This window comes from Psychrobacter fozii (genome assembly GCF_003217155.1).
GTDB classification, from domain to species: domain Bacteria; phylum Pseudomonadota; class Gammaproteobacteria; order Pseudomonadales; family Moraxellaceae; genus Psychrobacter; species Psychrobacter fozii.
This window is the reverse complement of the sequence record NZ_QJSU01000011.1, coordinates 69,255-88,918: the sequence shown is the minus strand read 5'-3', so window position 1 is coordinate 88,918 and position 19,664 is coordinate 69,255. Positions and strand designations below refer to the sequence as shown.

Below are 19,664 nucleotides of genomic sequence, written 5' to 3'. Positions count from 1 at the left end.
GGTGGCTTATACATCAGATTATACTGGGCTTTTATTCTCTGACAAGCAAATATGAAAAAACCAGTTTAGCACGCTATATCTATCATAGAGCACTAAACTGGTTTAAAAATTTGCATAACCATGCTTTATATTACCAATGATTGCCAGTGGCTTACGATGCACTAGCAATACTGTTTTTAAAGCTATCTAAAATCGGCTCAAGTAGTGCAAATTTACGCTTATAGCTGACTTGATTGACGATAAGGCGAGATGAAACATCACAAATGTGATCACGAGCTTCAAGCCCATTCGCACGTAAAGTATTGCCAGTATCGACCACATCCACGATCAAATCGCCGAGACCGACCAACGGGGCAAGCTCCATCGAGCCGTACAGCTTAATGACATCTACTTGCTTACCTTGGCTAGCAAAGTAAGCGCGCGCCACATTGACGTATTTGGTCGCGATACGTAGGCGACGATTTGGCAGTGGAGCACCTTTTACGCCAGCAGTCATCAGCTTACATTGAGCAATTTGCAAATCCAACAACTCATAAACATGATTGGCACCATGTTCAAGCAAAACGTCTTTACCTGCCACACCAAAATCAGCTGCACCGTGTTCTACATAGGTCGGCACATCACTGGCACGCAAAATCAATACACGTACATTGGGATTTGAGGTTGGGAAAATAAGTTTGCGCGAGGCTTCAGGATCTTCTAATAACTCAACACCAGCTGCGCGTAGCAGTGGCATGGTTTCTTCTAGAATACGGCCTTTTGATAACGCCAATGTTAAGCCTGAAAACTCATCATTTACTTCGTTTAATACACCGCTGGTTGGTAAGGCTTTGGTTGCTTCAGTCATAATGACATCGTATCCATGTACAGTTGACAGCCCCACTGAAGGGGGCTTTTAGTTGTATATTACTGAGCTTTTCGTGATAACACCAATTACATCCGTAGTGGACGAATTGGTGCTAGACAAGCCAGTTAATATTAATCGTTGGTATTAATACGTTCGATATTCACACCTAGCGCGCGCAGCTTGTTTTCAACGTCTTCGTAGCCGCGATCAATATGGTAAATACGGTCGATTAAGCTTTCGCCTTCAGCAGTCGCCGCCGCCATGACCAATGACATAGAAGCACGCAAATCAGTCGCCATTACTGGTGCAGCAGTAAACTTTTCAACACCTTTGACCACAGCAGTATGACCATCAACCTGAATAGAAGCGCCTAAGCGATTAAGCTCAGGGACATGCATATAACGATTTTCAAAGATATTTTCGATGAAAGTACTCGTGCCATCCGCAAGACAGCTAATCGCCATCAATTGCGCCTGCATATCAGTCGGAAAACCTGGATGTGGTTGGGTGCGAATATCAACAGCCAATGGACGGCCTTTCATCTGCGCACGAATCCAATCATCACCAGTGGTAATCACGGCACCCATGGCTTCAAATTTTTCTAACACTGGCGTTAATAATAGTGCAGATGTATTTTTGGTCAATACATCACCGCGAGTCATCAACGCGCCAGCAAGGTAAGAGCCTGTCTCGATACGATCTGGTACAACTGAATACTCACAGCCATGCAAGCGTTCAACACCTTCAATGGTCATGACCGATGTACCGATACCGCTTATTTTAGCGCCCATCGCCACCAGCATATTGGCCAAATCAACCACTTCTGGCTCTAGAGCACAGTTACCTAAAACGGTCGTGCCTTTAGCAAGCGCTGCTGCCATGATCACGTTTTCAGTACCGCCCACGGTAACCATATCAAATGAGAAGTTACAGCCTATTAGCCTGCCACCTTTTGGTGCCTGCGCTATGACATAACCATTCTCTACGCTAATCGTAGCACCCATCGCTTCAAAAGCTTTTAGATGCTGATCAACAGGGCGTGAACCAATGGCACAACCGCCTGGCAATGACACTTCTGCTTCGCCAAAACGTGCCAGCAATGGCCCAAGCACTAATATCGAGGCACGCATGGTTTTGACCAAATCATACGGTGCATAAAAATTATCGATATCTTTGGTATCGCACGTAACAGTATCGCCCTGTTTTTGGATTTTGATGCCCATGCCGCCGATCAATTCAATCAATGTGCGCACATCTTGTAGCGATGGCACATTGTGCAATGTCGTTGGGGTCTCGGCTAATATCATAGCTGCAAGTAACGGCAACGCGGCATTTTTGGCGCCTGAGATAGTAACTTCCCCTGCGATACGACTACTACCAGTGATTAAAAATTGATCCATAGAGGTGACAACCTAGCGATGAGTGTAGAAAATGGTGAAAATTAAACTTATAACCAACCACCTAAATGGTTAGTTTAAAATGTTCAATCGTATATATAACGGTTTAGCCTTTTGACTGGATATCCCATTCAGCAGGCGTTAATGCTTGAATATTGAGCGCATGAATATCCCCACTCGCAATCTTATCATTGACCAATGCATAAATCGCTTGTTGACGTTGAACGGCACGCTTGCCCTCAAAACTGGCATCAACCACACGTACATCAAACTTATTACCTTGATTAGCAGCTTGAATAAAAGCATCTGGGAAGTGTGTTTGTAAAAAGGCAATCAAATCGTCAGCGTTCATGCTCATAGAATATCCTGTTAATAGCGGTAAAAAAGGGTTTTATTTTGAATGCAGGTATTATAACAAGAGTTTGAACATCTTACAGCACTGTCTGTGTATAAGAAAACCTGAGCTATATATACAATACCTGCTGAACAATAAAAGCAGTAAGTGTTTAAGTAATCAGTACTTAAAACTACTTCAGCTCTTTATCCAAATACGTCAGCACTTGCGAGCGCACATCGTTCAACCAACGCAGTGGTGGTGCCATCGCACCGATACTGGTGGCATGACTGGCACCTTCTATTTCACTGACTTCCACCCTCGCACCATAGTCTTTTAGCGCTTTTGTCATATTGATCGTATTGGTGTCATAGACAATCTTGTCATTTTCAGCGGTCAATAATAGATAAGGCGGCTGCTCGCCTTTTAACTGTCTGTCGGGCATCACTTGATCAGGAGTCGCATCGGTAGGAAAAGCAGTAGCACTATCAAACTTTCTAAAGTCATAGCTATAAGGGCCTGCAATACCAACAACTGCTTTGATATCACTTGGTTTAATGCCGTAAGGTGCTAAGAAATCTTCGTTAGAGACTGCGGCAACTGCATTAAACGCGCCAGCTGATTGTCCCATAACGGCCATGCGCTGAGGATCTGCATGCAAGCTTTTGGCATTGTTATAGCTCCATGCAATCGCTTTTGCCGTGTCTTCTACATAATCAGGATATGGATGTTCGGGTGCTTTTCGATAGTTAATAACCGCGGTCACGTAGCCTGCGCGCGCCAGACTCTTACCCACGAAAGCATATTCTTCTTTGGTACCGTTTTCCCATGATCCACCATAGACAAACACGACCATAGGATAAGTATCAGTGATCGCAGTTTGGGCTTTCATGGCTTTTGCCAAAGGCTTCGGGTAATAGATATCTAAATCTTGTGAAGGCTCATCACCGTAGAGGATGTCTTTACTAACGCCAACGCCACCACTCGATGTAATGCCATTGACGATAGCCAGTGGTGATACAGCTTGCGCACTATGTGACGCTAGCGCGATACCCCCTATTGCTAGTACTGCTGTGAATCCTGCTCCGGTGAGTTTTAGCGTGCGTGGCTTTTTATAAGACGCTTTGCTATTAGAGGCTTGTTCATTAGATGTATTGCTATGATTGTTTGCGCTCTGCTGTGCGCGTTTCTCTAAATCCTTCATTTACCAGTATTCCTATTATATTTATAAACAATGATGAGCATTACCACAGCCACTTTATAAAATATCATTCACTAAAATTACCATTATTTATTGAAAGTACCATTCATTATTTGGTTGGCTGTTCTATTGCTGACTGTCTATATATTACTGGCTCGCTAAGGATTTATCGTGTTTTTCCTGTTAGTACTGTTTAGTCTTCTTGTCATTAAAATCCAATCACTTAACAGCCATCACTTATCTATCGGGTTTATAAATAATGACTGCTTTGTCAACCTAACTACTTCATCAACTTTGGCTTTACTGCTGATCTTTATACAGATCAATATAAGGACTAGAGGATGGCTGCTCACCTGTTGTGCCCTCTTCTGTCACTATAACTGGCGTGGCTGTATTGTTTCCTGCAGAGTTGCTAGGACTAAAATTATTAGTAGCAGCGGCACCTTCAACGACTGGTGTTGAATCAGCATTGCCCAAGTTATTATCAGTCATAATGTCGTCGTCGTTTATCTTTACCCCTCGATCATCCACGACTGTCGTCAGTAGCACCAGCTCTGTCACACCGACCGTCGTGTTGGCAATATCAATGAGATTACTCTGTTGAGTAGGTGTCATACGTCCCATAATATAGACCACGCCGTTATCGCTCACTGCCTTAACCTGTGAAGAACTAACACCGTTACTAGCGGCCACTTTTGCCAGCAATTTTGAAGTGATATAACCGTCTTGCACAGTAGAGCTATAACCTTTCGAGGCACTGACGTTCAATTCGTTATAAACGCGGCGCACATCAGGCATAGAACTAATAACTTTTTCAACTTCTACTTTGAGCGCCTCAGTCGGAACTTCACCGGTCAATAGCACCTCACTGTTGAAGCTATCAATGCCCATACGGCTGGTTTGTTGCAGGTTTTCTTGTAAACCATAGACATTAATTTTGGCAGTGTGTTCGATACTACGATCAAGCAGACGCTGCGGAATAGTGCGCTCTGTCATCGGCACACCATACGTGCCTTCTGTGCTATTGGTCAGATAGTTGGTCGTACAGCCAGTAACAGCGATACTGGCTAGTAGTATCATACCAATCGCTGTGCGGCTTGATGAGCCAAAAATAGCAGTGCGCAGATGCATCCGTGTCATGATTTACCTCTTAGGACATGATTGTGACAATTATATAAACTTAATGGATTGAACAATTTTGATCTAGCGGCTTTTAGGGCGTGTCATCAATTAGATTATGAGGCTTAAAATGAGAAAAATTGTAGATAAACAAGGAAGAAATTGCCGTGAATATGTACATATTGGCAAAATTTCTAACGATGTTTAGCAAAATTTAGCCATTTTAAGACCACTAAATGTATTAATGCGCTAATTGATGACACGCTCTAACATAGCTGCTTATAACAACTTGTAATACAGCTACTTATAACATAGCTACTTTACTGAATTTTTGCTGAAGGCGGTTAGGTTTTTGGTAACGATAGCTGGATACCAAATTCTATGTGCTGTTTTATTAGTTCTATTCACTGTTTAGCCGTACCGCTTCTATATATTGTCACCATGCCTCTGCTACGAAGGCACCCTGAAACCATTCTGGTTGAGTATCTATCTGTTGGTTTTTTTTGCTCACACTGTTAGCCGTATTATAAGCAATCACATCAAACCGACATTCATAATCGCTATATTCAGGATGCTGCTGCAAAAAATAGCGCGCAGCTTTGATAACTTTGCGTTGCTTACTCGCTGTAATACTAATGGCAGCATCGCCAAATCCTGACTGCTTGCGCTGACGAACTTCGATGAATACCAATGTTGACCACGCCTGTCCTGTTTCCATCATAACCAAATCTAGCTCGCCCACTTTCGGCTGTTGCCAATTTTGGACAATTAGTCTTAACCCTTGCGCCTGCAAAAACTCACGTGCATGCTGCTCAAACAAGCTGCCTTGGCGCTGTTTTGGTGAAGTGAGTGTCAAAGGTTTATGGTTCGCCATGATGTCGATTGGTCTGGTTAACATTTCAGAATTATCATAGCACATCATGCTAAACTAGCCACTTTCGCGTGCAGATGCTGGTATGGTTTTTTATGCTTTGCTTAAGTTCTATTTTTAACCAGTTTTGTCAGTCAGCTCGCCACATTATATTTTAATTCCCGCTTTTAATACTCCGAGGTTTTCATGTCTAGCCCTACCGCGATGCCAGCTTGTCTATATATCGTTGCCACGCCGATTGGCAATATGAGCGATATGACGCCGCATGCAATTGATGTCCTAAAGCAAGTCGCCATCATTGCCTGTGAAGACACCCGTACCTCAGGTAAGCTACTGTCATATTTTGGTATTGATACCAAAGGCAGCAAAACCGACGATGCTAAAGCATCAACGCCTCATCATAATGAAAACAGTGGTGCCGACGATACGGATACCACCCCAAAGCAAAAAGGCCATAACAAGCTGTGGGCCTATCACGAGCACAATAGCGCGATTCAAACACCGAAGATTATTGAGATGATTGAGCAAGGTCATTCGGTTGCTTTGATTAGTGATGCTGGGACGCCACTAGTCAGCGACCCTGGCTATCAATTGGTACAAGCAGCACATGCCGCTGGCGTCGCCGTGTCACCTATCGTTGGTGCCTCTGCTGCTATTGCCGCGCTATCAGTCGCAGGATTGCCGTCAGATCGCTTTAGCTTTATTGGATTTTTGCCAGCCAAAACTCATGGTCGCCAAAAACAACTGAGCGCATTAATCGCTCGTACCGAAACCCTGATATTTTACGAAGCACCGCACCGTATTATCGCCAGCTTAGAAGATATGGCAACGATATTTGGTACAGATCGCGAAGTCGCGTTTTGCCGTGAATTAACCAAAACCTTTGAGACGGTACGTAAGAGTACACTTGGCGATTTGGTTGAGTTTGTCAAAGCAGATGACAATCAACAGCGCGGTGAAATAGTCGTTGTCGTCGCTGGCGTGAATGTGGCTCAGGATTCAGATGACATCAGTATCCATGACAAATTATTGCAAAGATTGCTAGAAGACTTATCGGTCAAAAAAGCTGCAGCATTGGGCGCTGATATCACAGGCGTCAAAAAGAATGCGCTATATCAACGCCTACTTGAACTACAGGCCGAATAGCTTTTAAATATAAAAATGGGCGTTTATCACTTAATTGAGGAGAAGTAAGCAATGTACGATGTAATGGCGATAGGGAATGCGTTGGTTGATCACGAATATGTGCTATCTGATGCAGCATTAGATGAGACAGAACTGACCAAAGGTCATATGACGCTGGCTGGTATCGAGGAGCAACAACAATTACTCGCTTATTTTAAACTTGCTAACATTGACCCATCAAAACAAGCAGGCGGTGGCTCAGCTGCCAATGCGATGTATGCCTTTGCCAGTCTAGGTGGTAAGCCTTTTTATGCGTGCCGTGTCGGTGATGACGATCAGGGCGCATTTTACCTCAGAGACTTGCACGAAGCAGGCGTGGCCACCTCAGACAAGTCTATCCACGCAGGCGGTGTGACCGGTTCATGTGTGGTCGCGGTTACAGAAGATGGTGAGCGTACCATGCAGACTTATCTTGGCACCTCAAGTGAGATTGTCGCCGACAATGTTGATTTTGATGCATTGACGCAAGCAGACTGGCTATATCTAGAAGGCTATCTAGCGATGTCTGCGAGCATCCAACCAGCGATGACTCAGTTACGTCAACAAGCCGGTATTCATAATGCAAAAATTGCGGTGAGCTTTGCTGATCCTGCGGTAGTGCAGTTTGCGAAAGAAGGCTTGCTTAATATGCTTGGTAATAAAGTTGCCGTTATATTTTGCAACAGTGAAGAAGCTAAATTGTTTACGGATAAAAAACAAGTTAAAGCTGCTGCACGTGCCTTGCTTGAATACTGTCAAACTGCCGTCGTAACCGATGGTGCCAATGGAGCTATCATCGCCCATAAATCTGATGACCATTCAGACGTTGAGGTTTATGAAGTTGCTACACCAGTAGTTGCCGATGTCATTGATACCAATGGTGCAGGTGATAACTATGCTGGTGCATTCCTCTACGCGCTGTCACAGCAATATAGTCTGCCAGAGTGTGGTCGACTTGCCAGCGAAGTGTCAGCACAAATTATCCAACAGTTTGGGCCACGCCTTGCTTCACAAGACTATAAAGATATTGCTCAACGTATCTTATCAGCGTGATATAAATAGACGTTTTTGATATAAACAAAAAGCCCATAGCAAATCGATATGGGCTTTTTGTTTGTCACTCAATAAGCAAGTTACTCAGTTCAATGAGAGTATTAAGCTGAAGCTAGTGCCTGCTCTAAATCTGCTTTAATATCTTCAATGTGTTCGATACCAATCGATAGTCGAACCATGTCAGTACTTACGCCAGCATTGGCAAGTTCTTGCTCATTCAACTGACGATGTGTCGTCGTCGCTGGATGACAAGCTAGTGATTTGGCATCACCGATATTGACCAAACGCGTAATTAGTTGCAGTGCATCGATAAAGCGTGCACCTGCTTCCAAACCACCTTTAACCCCAAAGGTTAAAATAGCAGATGGCGTGCCTTTCATATATTTCTTAGCAAGCTCATGCTCAGGATGATCCGGTAAACCCGCATATTTCACCCAAGCAACTTTATCATGGTCACGTAGATATTCCGCAACGGCTTGAGCATTCTGCACATGGCGCTCCATACGTAAACCCAGTGTCTGCAAGCCTTGTAAAATACTAAAAGCATTCAATGGGCTAAGTGCCGCGCCAGTATTACGCAGCGGTGCCACACGAGCACGAGCGATAAAGGCTGCTGCGCCCACATCTTTGACAAAGTTCACACCATGATAACTGTGATCTGGCGTGTTTAATAATGGGAAACGCTCAGGATAATCACCCCATGCGAATTTACCACTATCGACAATCGCACCACCAATCGACGTGCCTGTACCACTCATATATTTAGTCAACGAATGAATGACAATATCAGCACCAAACTCAAAAGGACGACATAGCGCAGGTGTCGCAACCGTACTATCAATCACGACTGGCACGCCATATTCGTGAGCAATATCACTCAACGCCTGAATATCTACGATGTTACCCAATGGGTTACCGATACTTTCTGCAAAGACCATCTTAGTCTTATCATCGATTAAATCACGAATCGCTTCAGGATTTTTGTGGTCAAAGAAGCGTACTTCGATGCCTTGACGTGGCAACGCATGAGCAAATAAATTGTAAGTACCACCATACAAGGTCGACACAGCAACGATATTGTCACCCGCTTCACAGATGGTCTGAATTGCATAAGTGATAGCAGCCATACCAGACGCCACCGCAAGTGCACCGATGCCACCTTCAAGCGCTGCGACACGCTCTTCTAAAACTGCATTGGTCGGGTTCATGATACGGGTATAAATATTACCTGCGACCTTTAAATCAAACAAGTCTGCGCCATGCTGAGTATTATCAAAGGCATACGAGCTGGTATGATAGATAGGCACTGCGACGGCTTTGGTGGTGGGTTCAACGCTATAACCTGCATGAATCGCTAAGGTTTCAAGACGTTGAGTGGTCTCTGATTTTTGGGCTGCTTGCTGGTCTGCTTGTCCATCACTCATTATATATTCCTTTATTTCGATAAAAGTTATTAATCAATAAATGACTAATCAACAAATTATTAATCAATAATCTACCACTGAAAATTCAGCTAAAAAATAATCTACCAAATCATAGCAATAAAAAAAGCCAAGTTCATCAAAACTTGGCTTTTTAATTAAAATAACTTTTCGCTATTACTTAAGTCTGCAACTTCCAGCTAGACTTTTATTTGTAATAAGCGTTTTCAGTACGGGTATGATCCGTCTCATCAATGACTTGGGTCAACTCTGGTATTTGCTGCTTGAGCTGTACTTCAACGCCTTGACGCAAGGTCATGTCGACTGCTGAGCACCCTTGGCAACCACCACCGAATTTCAATACCGCTGTAAGGCCAACACCTTCTTCATCAATCAGCTCAAGCAACTGTACGTCACCACCATGGGCGGCCAGACCGGGATTAATCTCCGACTGTAATACGTAGTTGATGCGCTCTTCTACACTGGCATCCGCACCCACTTTAGGTACTTTAGAGTTTGGCGCGCGGAAAGTCAGCTGACCACCGAAACGGTCTTTATTATAATCGATAACGGCATCTTCTAGATAAGGAACTGAAGCCGCTTCGATAAATGCAGAAAAACTATCATACGTAAAACGCAGATCAGCGCTGTCTTCTTCGCCTGGCTGGTTGTACGCCATACAGCACTCTGCACGAGGGGTGCCTGGATGCTCAACGAAAATACGTACGCCGATACCGTCTGTATCTTGCTTAGATAACAAATCCGCTAAGTACCCTTGGGCTGACTCAGTAATAGTAATATTACTTTTTGCTTCAGTCTGATCAGTATCTAGCGCTGATTCATAGTCTGCTGATGGCGCTACTGGGCTATCAACTTGGTCATGCTCACTCATAATGTTTCCTATGCGTTATGACACAAACGCTATATCTATTATGGCTACTGTGTCGTGAATTTGAATGTTTAAAATTTTTACAGCTTGTATAAGACATGCAGGCTAGCAATATTTGAGATTTATTATTGTATGACGCTGCCCGCCATGAGTATAAAGTTTAATTCGTCTATAGCACTCATTATACCTGAATCAAGCATCAATTCCGACCACGCTACTGTGAATTGAACGGTGCCCACTGTAAATGGTTGTCATTGGTTTTTTTAATGATGCTACCTACTGGCAAAGTAACTCAATATTTAAACAATGAAAAACAAACATGTCTAATAGTTGTGTTGCTTAGTTGTGTTGGCTGCCAAGTTATTCTCTATATAAAGACAGCTATACCATTTATCAAGCATACTCAGCATTTTCGCTATGCGATACCGTTCACATCTCGTTTGAGCAAGTCATTTAGATTTGACGTAGTATTGATAGTTTGAATAACTTTGTGCACTGGCTTTATGAGCATGGTAGCTTTGATGGCCTTGTATAAATATTACGTATTTTTCGGATAGGATAATTTTTATGATGACACGGACGTTGCACCTAATAACTACCAAGGATGATGAGAAAATTGCCGTTTGGAAAGTAGTTGATACTATAGAAGACAGTACGATAGCCAACACATTAGAAAACAGCTTGCCTATTATAAAACCTCAAAATATATTTTTGACGCACGGGACCTTTTCGGACAAACAAACTTGCTTAAAAATCGCTGAGTATCTGGCTGGCCTTGGACACCACTGCTACATCATGGAGTGGCGCGGTCATGGTGATAGCTCAATGCCAAAAGAACAATTTAATTTCGAGACGGTTGCTACTTATGACTATGAAGCAACTTTCCGCTATTTTTTTGATGAATTAAAATTCGATAATTTACATTGTATTACTCATAGTGGCGGCGGTATTGGTTTGATTATGTTTTTAATTCAAAACCCACGCTATATCGATAAACTAAACAGCATCAGCATGTTCGCCTGCCAAGCTTATGGTGCAGCGTCAAAGCCTATCAGTCATGCGAAAATTATTGCAGCCAAAATACTCACGCGACTGCTTGGCTTCATCCCTGCCAGAAAATTAAAGATGGGCGCTTGTGACGAAAGCTATTATACGATGAGTCAGTGGTACAACTGGAATCTGCAAAGGAACTTTAAAAGCAGCTTCATAAAACAAAGCACGTTTAATGAAAGTGCGTTTAATGAAAGTATTGTTAATCAAGCGAGCACTGATACAACTGCCACTGACGACGAGCTTTTAGACTATCGACATCAGATGCCAAACATCACCATACCTGTATACGCCATCAGTGCCAGAGGAGATACATTCATCTCCCCTACTCATGGCTGTCAGATGCTCTTTGATGATTTTAAAAACCCTGCCAATGTCTTTCGCGAATACGCGCTCAGCCATGGTGATTTAGACGACTACACTCACAGCCGCATTATGATCAGCCGTAACGCTGCCAAAGAGATTTGGCCAACGGTGACCGATTGGATTGAGCGTCATGCTCGGTAGTTACTATGCCACTTAGCCACTTAGCCACTTAGCCACTTAGCCACTTAGCCACTTAGCCACTTAGCCACTTAGCCACTTAGCCACTTACTATAATAAACGCTTTATTATGTACAACAACTGCAAGGGTTGAAACTATTATGGCTGATAGTGGCTATCAAATAGTCTGTAGCGGTAGAATGATAACCAATCAAAACTAATGGTATGAGAATTATGCTTATGAACCAGCTTTTGAGCACTAGGTCGAACGAAGGTGTCATAGACCATAACCATCGCTGGCAACAGCGTTACAAGTCAATATTAGTCGCAGGCTCTATGAGTCTAGCCGGTCTGATGATCGGCTGCCAGTCAACTGCGACTACTCAACTTACGACTCCCCCATCCTTACCGCAAAATGCAGTCTTGATTAATAAGGCGACCAATTTATATCAAGTTGATAAGCTACTGTTTCGAAGTGAGCAGTTACGTGCAGCTGATATCCCTTTACTTAAAGCCAATCGTATTGACGCTATCCTTAATTTACGCTTTTTTGATCGAAATGATGATGAAAAATTACTAGCTGATATTATTAATGAGACGTCCTTAGACTTATATAATCAACCGCTTAAATCATGGTATGTTACTCCAAAAGAAATCGCTAAAGCCTTAAATACGATAAAAGATTTGCAGGCACAAAATAAGAGCGTACTAGTACACTGCTATCATGGTGCTGACCGTACAGGACTGATTATCGCTATGTATAGAATCATTGAGCAAGAGTGGTCTATTGAACACGCTAAGCAAGAGATGGTCGCTGGTGGATTTGGCTATCATGCCGTTTGGATAAATCTTGAGAACATGCTAAACCCTAAAACCGTGGCTGCTGTCCGTATAGAGATGTAGCCAAAAATTTTGTGATATGGCACTCAAGCTAGTAACTTTAAAAATCCTGCCAATGTCTTTTGTGAATACGCGCTCAGCCATGGTGATTTAGACGACTATATCATGGCTGCATTATGATTAGCCGTAACGCTGCCAAAGAAATCTGGCCAACGGTGACTGCTTGGATTGCAAAGCATTCTCCTTAAAATTATGGGTGTATTTATTTAACCTTGTCAGATCATGATGCACATCATCATTGACCGTTATACTATCCCAAACATCTTTCCACTTGTCAGCGAGTCATCGGCTGTGTCAGTATTGGCATTATTAATTTTTTACCAATGAAATATAAGTCGTAGGAAATTGGCGTCTATGAGTGAATTATCAGAGCAAAGTTCAGACACACAAACCCCTGATCAGAAAAGCAGTAAACACTATCGTTATTTGGTTTTCATTGGGCGTTTTCAGCCGTTCCATCGTGGACATAAAGCCGTCATCGACGAAGCATTAAAGCGCTCGGATGATGTGATTATGCTTATTGGCTCAGCCAACCTGCCACGTAGCTTACGCAATCCATTCAGCGTCGCTGAGCGTGCGGCCATGATTAAAGACGCCTACTCAGCAGAGGAAGCGGTACGTATTCACTGCGTTGGTCTAGATGATGCACTCTACAACGACACGCGCTGGCTACAATACGTGCAAGCAGGCGTAAAATCTGTCACTGGTGATTTGCAGGGCGATATTGGGTTGATTGGTCATTCAAAAGACAGCTCATCATATTATTTATCGCTATTCCCCAACTGGGACTCGGTCTCGGTGCCCAATTATCATAATCTATCAGCCACGCCGATTCGCGATAGCTATCTGATGGGTGCCACACCGACACCTGAGCGAACACCCGAATCAACCCGTAAAGTGCTGAATGACTTCAAAAAAACTGACGATTATCATCAGCTGCATGAAGAAGCAGATTTCATTGACAAGTATAAAAGACAGTGGGAATCCGCCCCCTATCCGCCTACATTTATGACGGCTGATGCTTTGATTGTGCAGTCTGGACATATCCTGTTGGTAGAGCGCCGTAGCATGCCAGGGCGTGGATTATGGGCATTGCCTGGTGGATTCTTGAATCCAAAAGAGACGTTGTTTGATGCCTGTATCCGTGAGCTACGGGAAGAAACACGCCTCAAAGTTCCTGAGCCAGTATTGCGCGGCTCTTGTCACAGTCAGCATACCTTTGATGATCCCTATCGCTCGGCACGTGGTCGAACGATTACCCAAGCATTTTATTTTCAGCTTAAAAATGACCCAAAAGGTCTACCAAAAGTAAAAGGTGGCGATGACGCAGCCAAAGCTTTTTGGTTACCGCTGGCAGAGCTTGATGCCACCATGATGTTCGAAGACCACTATGCGATTATTACCAAAATGGTTGGATTGTAAATTTACATAACGTTGACCGACTAGTACATCATTTACAACCTTATAATCAACTATAGTCTATATAATTTATTTTCTTAGTCTTTTATTTTTAAAACCTGATTTATCATTTTTGCACACGTTTTTGTACAACAGCTTTCACCGCCCGAGTCGATAGACGGCAAGGGTTAACCGCTGCAACTGCTCTTTCATCAAAGCAGCTGCGGCATTTCAAAGCAGAGGAGTTCTGTGATGTATACCAGTAATCTAAATAATTTAATTCTTAACAGCGACAGCTATAAAACCTCACATTGGGTGCAATATCCAAGCGGTAGCGAATATCTGTCAAGCTACATTGAGGCGCGTAAAGGCGACTATGATGTGGTATTTTTTGGCTTGCAAGCCTTTATCAAAGAATACCTAAGCACCCCTATTACCCACCAAGATATCGACGAAGCCGAAATGGTCGTTCAAGCGCATGGCTTGACTTTCAATCGTGCTGGTTGGGAGCATTTAGTAGACAAACACAATGGTTATCTACCATTACGTATCGAAGCCGTACCCGAAGGCAGCATCGTACCAGTGTCCAATGTGGTCTGCCAAGTCATCAATACCGACCCTGAATTTTACTGGCTACCAAGCTATATCGAAACCGCTTTATTACGTGCGATTTGGTATCCATCAACGGTCGCCAGCGTCTCGCATTATTGCAAAGACATCATTCGTAAAGCATTAGAAAAATCAGCAGACAACACCGAATCACTTACGTTCAGACTGCATGATTTTGGCTCACGCGGTGCATCTAGTCAGGAGTCTGTGGCACTCGGTAGCTTGGCGCATTTGGTCAACTTTGCTGGCACTGACTCAATGACGGCGCTAGTAGCTGCCAGTCGTTGGTATCAAATGGATAAAGACATGCCAGCGTTTTCTATCCCTGCAGCTGAACACAGTACAATGACTGCATGGGGCCGTGACGGTGAGACAGCAGCCTTTGCCAATATGATTGAACAGTTTAGTGGCGAAGGTAAAAGCTTCTCAGTGGTCTCAGACAGTTATGACTTATGGAATGCCATTGATAATATTTGGGGTGGCAGCCTAAAAGACGACGTAAAAAACATGGGCGGTACGTTAGTCATTAGACCAGACAGTGGTGAGCCTACCAAAGTTGTCCGCGAAGCATTAGAGCGCTTGGCAGTGAAATTCGGCACGACTGTGAATAGTAAAGGCTATAAAGTATTACCAGATTATGTACGGGTCATCCAAGGTGATGGTATCAGCCCACAAAGCCTAACCAAGATTATTGATGTCATACTAAAAGCAGGCTTCAGCGCTGAAAATGTCACCTTTGGTATGGGCGGTGGCTTACTACAACAAGTCAACCGTGACACCATGAGTTGGGCAATGAAAGCCAGTTCTATCTCTATCGATGGTGCATGGAAAGATATCTATAAAGATCCCATTACTAGCCGCTCGAAACGCTCAAAAAAAGGTCGATTGGCTTTGGTTAAAGACAGCAACGGACAACTAAAAACCATTAAGGCCGATGATTTAGCTGCCGATGCGGAAAACCTGTTGCGTGACGTTTATGTCGATGGTCAATTGCTAATTGAAGATAACCTAACGACTATTCGAGAGCGTGCTGGATGGTAGCAATATGATAAATAGTAATAAAATAGCGACAGTGGCAAGAGATGTCCTCCTTGCCCCTGTTTATCTTTATCAAGGTCGCAGAATTAAGCGCGATACCATCCGCTTGCCTGAGCCACACGGTGAAAGACATGGTCATCTCCAATTAAACCAAGCTATCAATACCCTGTCTGCTAATACACAAAAAGATGGCGTCCGAAAAATGCTAAACATCATGGTGGTTGGTGACTCAGCCGCCGCTGGTGTTGGTAGTCAAACGCAGCAAGAAGCATTAGTAGGCAAGCTGATCCCTACTCTGCAGCAGCAGTCTGCTATTCATACTCAGTTTGATGAGCTGACATGGTCATTGCAAGCAACTACGGGTCACACTAGCTTTGATATCTTGCGTCGGCTTTATATCCTACCCACTCCTAGCCAAGCGGTTGATGTCATGGTGCTGAGTGTCGGAGTTAATGACACCACTGCTAATGTCTCTGCGCGTAAATGGCAGCAGCAAATTGAAGACATCATTGCTATTGCTCAGCGCAAGTTTGGTGTGCGAGAATTGATTTTTTCAAGTCTACCACCGATGGCACAAATGCCTGCAATACCTACCCCGCTCAATAATTTCATTGGCGCCAAAGCATCGACTTTGGATAGCATACTGCAGCAGGTCTGTACCGAGCATGACAGTGTCACTTATATGGAAACTGACTTTCCGCGAATGATAGAAGAGCACTTTAATGGCAAACCTATCGATATTGCTGTGATGTTTGCCAGTGACGGCTTTCATCCTAGCAGCCTAATGTATGGCTATTGGGCGCAGCAATTATCAGAGCTGATAGTACAGGTATTAGACACTCCGACTGCTTAGGGCTTGCCTTAATTTCACCTTTCAAAAACACTACTCTAAAATTCAAACAAAAAAAACCGCTGAATATTCAGCGGTTTTTTATTGCTTTGCGAAATATATTTACACAATAAGTGTAAATTATTCTGCAGCGTCAGTATCAGCAGCTTTCTTACGGCCACCAAACGCACCAAAGCGTTTGTTGAAGCTAGCAACACGGCCTTCAGTAGAAGTTTTGCGTTGTTCGCCAGTATAGAATGGATGCGACGCACTTGAGATATCAAGTGGGTAGTATGGATATTCTGTACCTTCGTATTCACGAGTAGCTTTGGTTTTAGCAGTTGAACGAGTCAAAAAGAAAACGTCAGCGTTAGTGTCGTGGAATAAAACTTCTTGGTAATTAGGATGGATATCTTTACGCATAATAAACTCTCTATGTCCGATGTATGTATAGTGCTTTTGAGCAACATCTTAAATGATGTGCCAAATCAACAATGGCATACGTAACTGAGGCACTAAGGACATTTATAAGTATGGCAGCTGCATCACTGGCTTATTCCAGCACCCAACACCATTCCTCTGCTCACTTAGCCTTTCCCCAGCGGGAAAATCAAACCGCGATTTTAACGGTTTTCGGCGTCCGATGCAAGTCAGTCGGGCGCTAAGACTGTAATGATATGCCAATACAATCTTGATAAAGACCAATCAGTTCTAGAACACCAAAGAATAGTATGCCAATGGTAGTAAAAGCTATAGCAGTCGATACCCTAGAGTAGTGATCGAGATGAATACCGTAGTAATTGCATCATAGTTATATAGCTAATAGACCATAGCATGCCATATTATTCCGTTAGCAATTTGGCTAGCGTTAATACCCCTGATGCCAGCGGGCTGTCTTTACGATAAACAATCGATAGCTGAACTTGCTTTGACCCATGACTGAGTGGTGTCATGACCAATGATTTTTCATATCGACTACCGACCACCATGTTTTTACCAATGATGGTGTAGCCCAATCCCGCAGCGACACACCCCAATACACCGTCAGCGCTACTCATCAGCATCAGCTCATCACACCCTCTACCTGCTTCTTGTTGCCAAATAATGGCCTGTGTCCTATAACCGCAACCTTCGTCACGTACAAATAAGACAGGATCATGCTCACTATCTAGTGGCGTCACCATCATCAGCTCTTCTCTGACAACAGGAATCACCACCAGATCTTGATGCTTGGGTGCATTGCCGATTGCAGCACAGTCTACTTTATTATTTAATACCGCTAAGACCAACCTATCACTGGTATCTGTATAGATTTTAGCGCGAATCTCAGAGTGGTTTAACTTCAGTTGTTTCAGTGCCAATGGCATATGAACAGCAGCAAATGTCTCAGGCATACCGATTATTAATTCATAACTGTCTTTATTTCGCAGCATAGCCGATGTGGCTTGATACTCTAACTGTAAAATTTGATCAGCATAATCGCACAGCTGTCGCCCGCTCGGGGTTAATTGCAGCTTTCGACCAATGATATTGAATAGCTTGGTATCCAACTCCCTTTCGAGTTTTTTGATACGGTTGGTAATATTCGACTGAACGGTATGCAGTTTTTCAGCAGCCCCTTTAATACCGTCTTCATCAACAACCGCTTTAAACGTCTTTAACGTCAAAATCTCCATGTGAAAATCCTTATTCACTTATCAAACAGTTCTTATAATGAGAATACTTTGTTCTAGATAATTCAATTTTTAAGATTAACAGAGTCACGTATTCTTTGTTAATAACTTTCCGATATGAAGTAATAAAAATGTCAATAGAACTCACGAAAGTCCGTGTATACATGGCTGGAATTTGCAGTTTGATAGTGACCGTAGGGGTTGCTCGATTTTCGTATAGTCTATTGCTACCAGTCATGCAAGAAGGCGCTGGCTTAACAGAGTTAGGTGGTGGGTGGTTAGCCAGCACGAACTTTATGGGTTATATGTTTGGCGTTTTGATTGCTGCGAGCATGCATAATCTGAATTATAAATATCACTTACATCGTGTTTATCTTGTTTTAAGTGTGGTCACCTCTGCAGCTATGGTTCTGACCACAGATATAACCACTTGGGCGATATTAAGGTTCATCGCTGGTGTCTGTGCTTCAGGCGGATTTATTATTGCTTCAGGATTGATATTGAAATGGCTGGTAAAGAATAACCACCGTGCTGAGCTCGGGATTCATTTCGCAGGTGCAGGCTTGAGCATTGTGATTACCTCGTTATTGTTTGAGGCAATGCAAGCCCTATCAGCAGATTGGCAACAGCAGTGGTTAGCACTCTCTGTGTTAGCGATCATTTTTGCTGTGCCTGCATGGTTATGGATGCCACACCCTTCCATCGACAGTAAGAATCAAGAAGTGATTAAGGACAATCCACCAAGCAAGACATTCAAGTCATTAATGATGCTAGCCTATTTTTGTGCAGGTTATGGTTATGCGGTCAGTTCTACCTTTATCGTCGATATTGTAGAGAGTACAAAAGGCTTACAAGGACAAGGAGGATTTGTCTTTCTATTGATTGGCTTGGCCGCTACCCCAGCTGCACTTGTATGGGATCGTATTGCTCGGAGGTTTGGTTATCTTAGGACACTAATCGCCGCTTATCTTTTACAAATTATCGGCATCATACTACCTGCAGTCAATGACAGCTTACCTACGGTCATAATCAGTGCATTGTTATTTGGCGGTACTTTCATCGCTTGTGTGAGTTTGGTATTGACGATGGCCGGTAAATTCTTCCCAAGTGATCCTGCTAAATTCATGGGAACAATGACGTTATCGTATGGTGCAGCTCAAATCATTGCACCCATCTGTACAGGTTATATTGTTAAAATTTATGGAAGTTATGACCCTGGCCTGTATCTATCAGCCGCAGTCGTGACGATGGGCACACTACTCTTGTATGGTTTATTGAATTTAAAACATCCTCAACCAAAACCTATCACTCACAAACTATCAAAAAATGAGATTTAAACTTAAATCTGCATACTAAAATAAGTACCAAAACTATTACCAAAATAGCTA

At 43.2% G+C, this 19,664-nt stretch carries 18 protein-coding genes; 8 read left to right on the top strand and 10 right to left on the bottom strand.

The annotated features are described in order from the left end of the window. Positions 1 to 151 precede the first annotated feature (151 nt). The 6 genes from hisG to DFP82_RS13260 all read right to left on the bottom strand — a co-directional run bounded on the left by hisG (position 152) and on the right by DFP82_RS13260 (position 5,820). Positions 152 to 847, bottom strand: coding sequence for an ATP phosphoribosyltransferase (gene hisG / locus DFP82_RS13285; protein ID WP_110924200.1), 696 nt, complete (start codon positions 845 to 847; stop codon positions 152 to 154). Between the two features lie 131 nt (positions 848 to 978). Beyond that, the gene (murA, locus tag DFP82_RS13280; RefSeq protein WP_110924199.1) at positions 979 to 2,247 is read right to left on the bottom strand and encodes a UDP-N-acetylglucosamine 1-carboxyvinyltransferase; all 1,269 of its coding nucleotides are present in this window, start codon (positions 2,245 to 2,247) and stop codon (positions 979 to 981) included. A 103-nt stretch (positions 2,248 to 2,350) separates the two neighbouring features. Beyond that, entirely contained in the window at positions 2,351 to 2,602 is a 252-nt protein-coding gene (locus DFP82_RS13275; protein WP_110924198.1) for a BolA family protein, read from the bottom strand. A gap of 169 nt (positions 2,603 to 2,771) precedes the next feature. After that, entirely contained in the window at positions 2,772 to 3,782 is a 1,011-nt protein-coding gene (locus DFP82_RS13270) for an alpha/beta hydrolase (protein ID WP_110924197.1), read from the bottom strand. A 297-nt stretch (positions 3,783 to 4,079) separates the two neighbouring features. Then, a complete protein-coding gene (locus DFP82_RS13265; protein ID WP_110924196.1) occupies positions 4,080 to 4,919 on the bottom strand; it encodes a BON domain-containing protein in 840 nt (279 codons plus the stop codon). 415 nt (positions 4,920 to 5,334) lie between these two features. Then, the gene (locus tag DFP82_RS13260) at positions 5,335 to 5,820 is read right to left on the bottom strand and encodes a YraN family protein (protein WP_110924195.1); all 486 of its coding nucleotides are present in this window, start codon (positions 5,818 to 5,820) and stop codon (positions 5,335 to 5,337) included. A gap of 135 nt (positions 5,821 to 5,955) precedes the next feature. On the opposite strand from DFP82_RS13260, the gene rsmI reads away from it, so the two are divergent. Further along, positions 5,956 to 6,915, top strand: coding sequence for a 16S rRNA (cytidine(1402)-2'-O)-methyltransferase (rsmI, locus tag DFP82_RS13255; protein ID WP_110924194.1), 960 nt, complete (start codon positions 5,956 to 5,958; stop codon positions 6,913 to 6,915). Between the two features lie 51 nt (positions 6,916 to 6,966). Beyond that, on the top strand, positions 6,967 to 7,986 hold the full coding sequence (locus tag DFP82_RS13250; protein ID WP_110924193.1) for an adenosine kinase: 1,020 nt from the start codon (positions 6,967 to 6,969) through the stop codon (positions 7,984 to 7,986). A gap of 101 nt (positions 7,987 to 8,087) precedes the next feature. Here DFP82_RS13250 and DFP82_RS13245 read toward each other — a convergent pair whose 3' ends face one another. Beyond that, entirely contained in the window at positions 8,088 to 9,410 is a 1,323-nt protein-coding gene (locus tag DFP82_RS13245) for an O-acetylhomoserine aminocarboxypropyltransferase/cysteine synthase family protein (protein WP_110924192.1), read from the bottom strand. Between the two features lie 205 nt (positions 9,411 to 9,615). Further along, the gene (gene nfuA, locus DFP82_RS13240; protein WP_110924191.1) at positions 9,616 to 10,299 is read right to left on the bottom strand and encodes a Fe-S biogenesis protein NfuA; all 684 of its coding nucleotides are present in this window, start codon (positions 10,297 to 10,299) and stop codon (positions 9,616 to 9,618) included. A 564-nt stretch (positions 10,300 to 10,863) separates the two neighbouring features. Here nfuA and DFP82_RS13235 point away from each other — a divergent pair. The 5 genes from DFP82_RS13235 to DFP82_RS13210 all read left to right on the top strand — a co-directional run bounded on the left by DFP82_RS13235 (position 10,864) and on the right by DFP82_RS13210 (position 16,627). Further along, positions 10,864 to 11,853 (top strand): alpha/beta fold hydrolase, encoded by a 990-nt coding sequence (locus DFP82_RS13235; RefSeq protein ID WP_110924190.1) that lies wholly within the window; start codon positions 10,864 to 10,866, stop codon positions 11,851 to 11,853. A gap of 216 nt (positions 11,854 to 12,069) precedes the next feature. Beyond that, positions 12,070 to 12,732, top strand: coding sequence for a dual specificity protein phosphatase family protein (locus DFP82_RS13230; RefSeq protein WP_220034750.1), 663 nt, complete (start codon positions 12,070 to 12,072; stop codon positions 12,730 to 12,732). A gap of 351 nt (positions 12,733 to 13,083) precedes the next feature. Then, positions 13,084 to 14,151: a bifunctional nicotinamide-nucleotide adenylyltransferase/Nudix hydroxylase gene (locus tag DFP82_RS13220; protein ID WP_110924189.1), complete on the top strand. Its 1,068-nt coding sequence runs from the start codon at positions 13,084 to 13,086 to the stop codon at positions 14,149 to 14,151. A gap of 228 nt (positions 14,152 to 14,379) precedes the next feature. Then, on the top strand, positions 14,380 to 15,777 hold the full coding sequence (locus tag DFP82_RS13215; RefSeq protein ID WP_110924188.1) for a nicotinate phosphoribosyltransferase: 1,398 nt from the start codon (positions 14,380 to 14,382) through the stop codon (positions 15,775 to 15,777). Between the two features lie 4 nt (positions 15,778 to 15,781). After that, entirely contained in the window at positions 15,782 to 16,627 is an 846-nt protein-coding gene (locus DFP82_RS13210) for an SGNH/GDSL hydrolase family protein (RefSeq protein WP_245905726.1), read from the top strand. Between the two features lie 117 nt (positions 16,628 to 16,744). Here the strand turns inward: DFP82_RS13210 and DFP82_RS13205 are convergent, their stop codons facing one another. Next, positions 16,745 to 17,026 carry a type B 50S ribosomal protein L31 gene (locus tag DFP82_RS13205; RefSeq protein WP_110924187.1) on the bottom strand — a complete coding sequence of 94 codons (282 nt, stop codon included), beginning with the start codon at positions 17,024 to 17,026 and terminating at the stop codon, positions 16,745 to 16,747. Between the two features lie 419 nt (positions 17,027 to 17,445). Further along, the gene (locus DFP82_RS13200; RefSeq protein ID WP_110924186.1) at positions 17,446 to 18,279 is read right to left on the bottom strand and encodes a LysR family transcriptional regulator; all 834 of its coding nucleotides are present in this window, start codon (positions 18,277 to 18,279) and stop codon (positions 17,446 to 17,448) included. 128 nt (positions 18,280 to 18,407) lie between these two features. On the opposite strand from DFP82_RS13200, the gene DFP82_RS13195 reads away from it, so the two are divergent. Continuing rightward, entirely contained in the window at positions 18,408 to 19,613 is a 1,206-nt protein-coding gene (locus DFP82_RS13195) for a YbfB/YjiJ family MFS transporter (RefSeq protein WP_110924185.1), read from the top strand. Positions 19,614 to 19,664 lie beyond the last annotated feature (51 nt).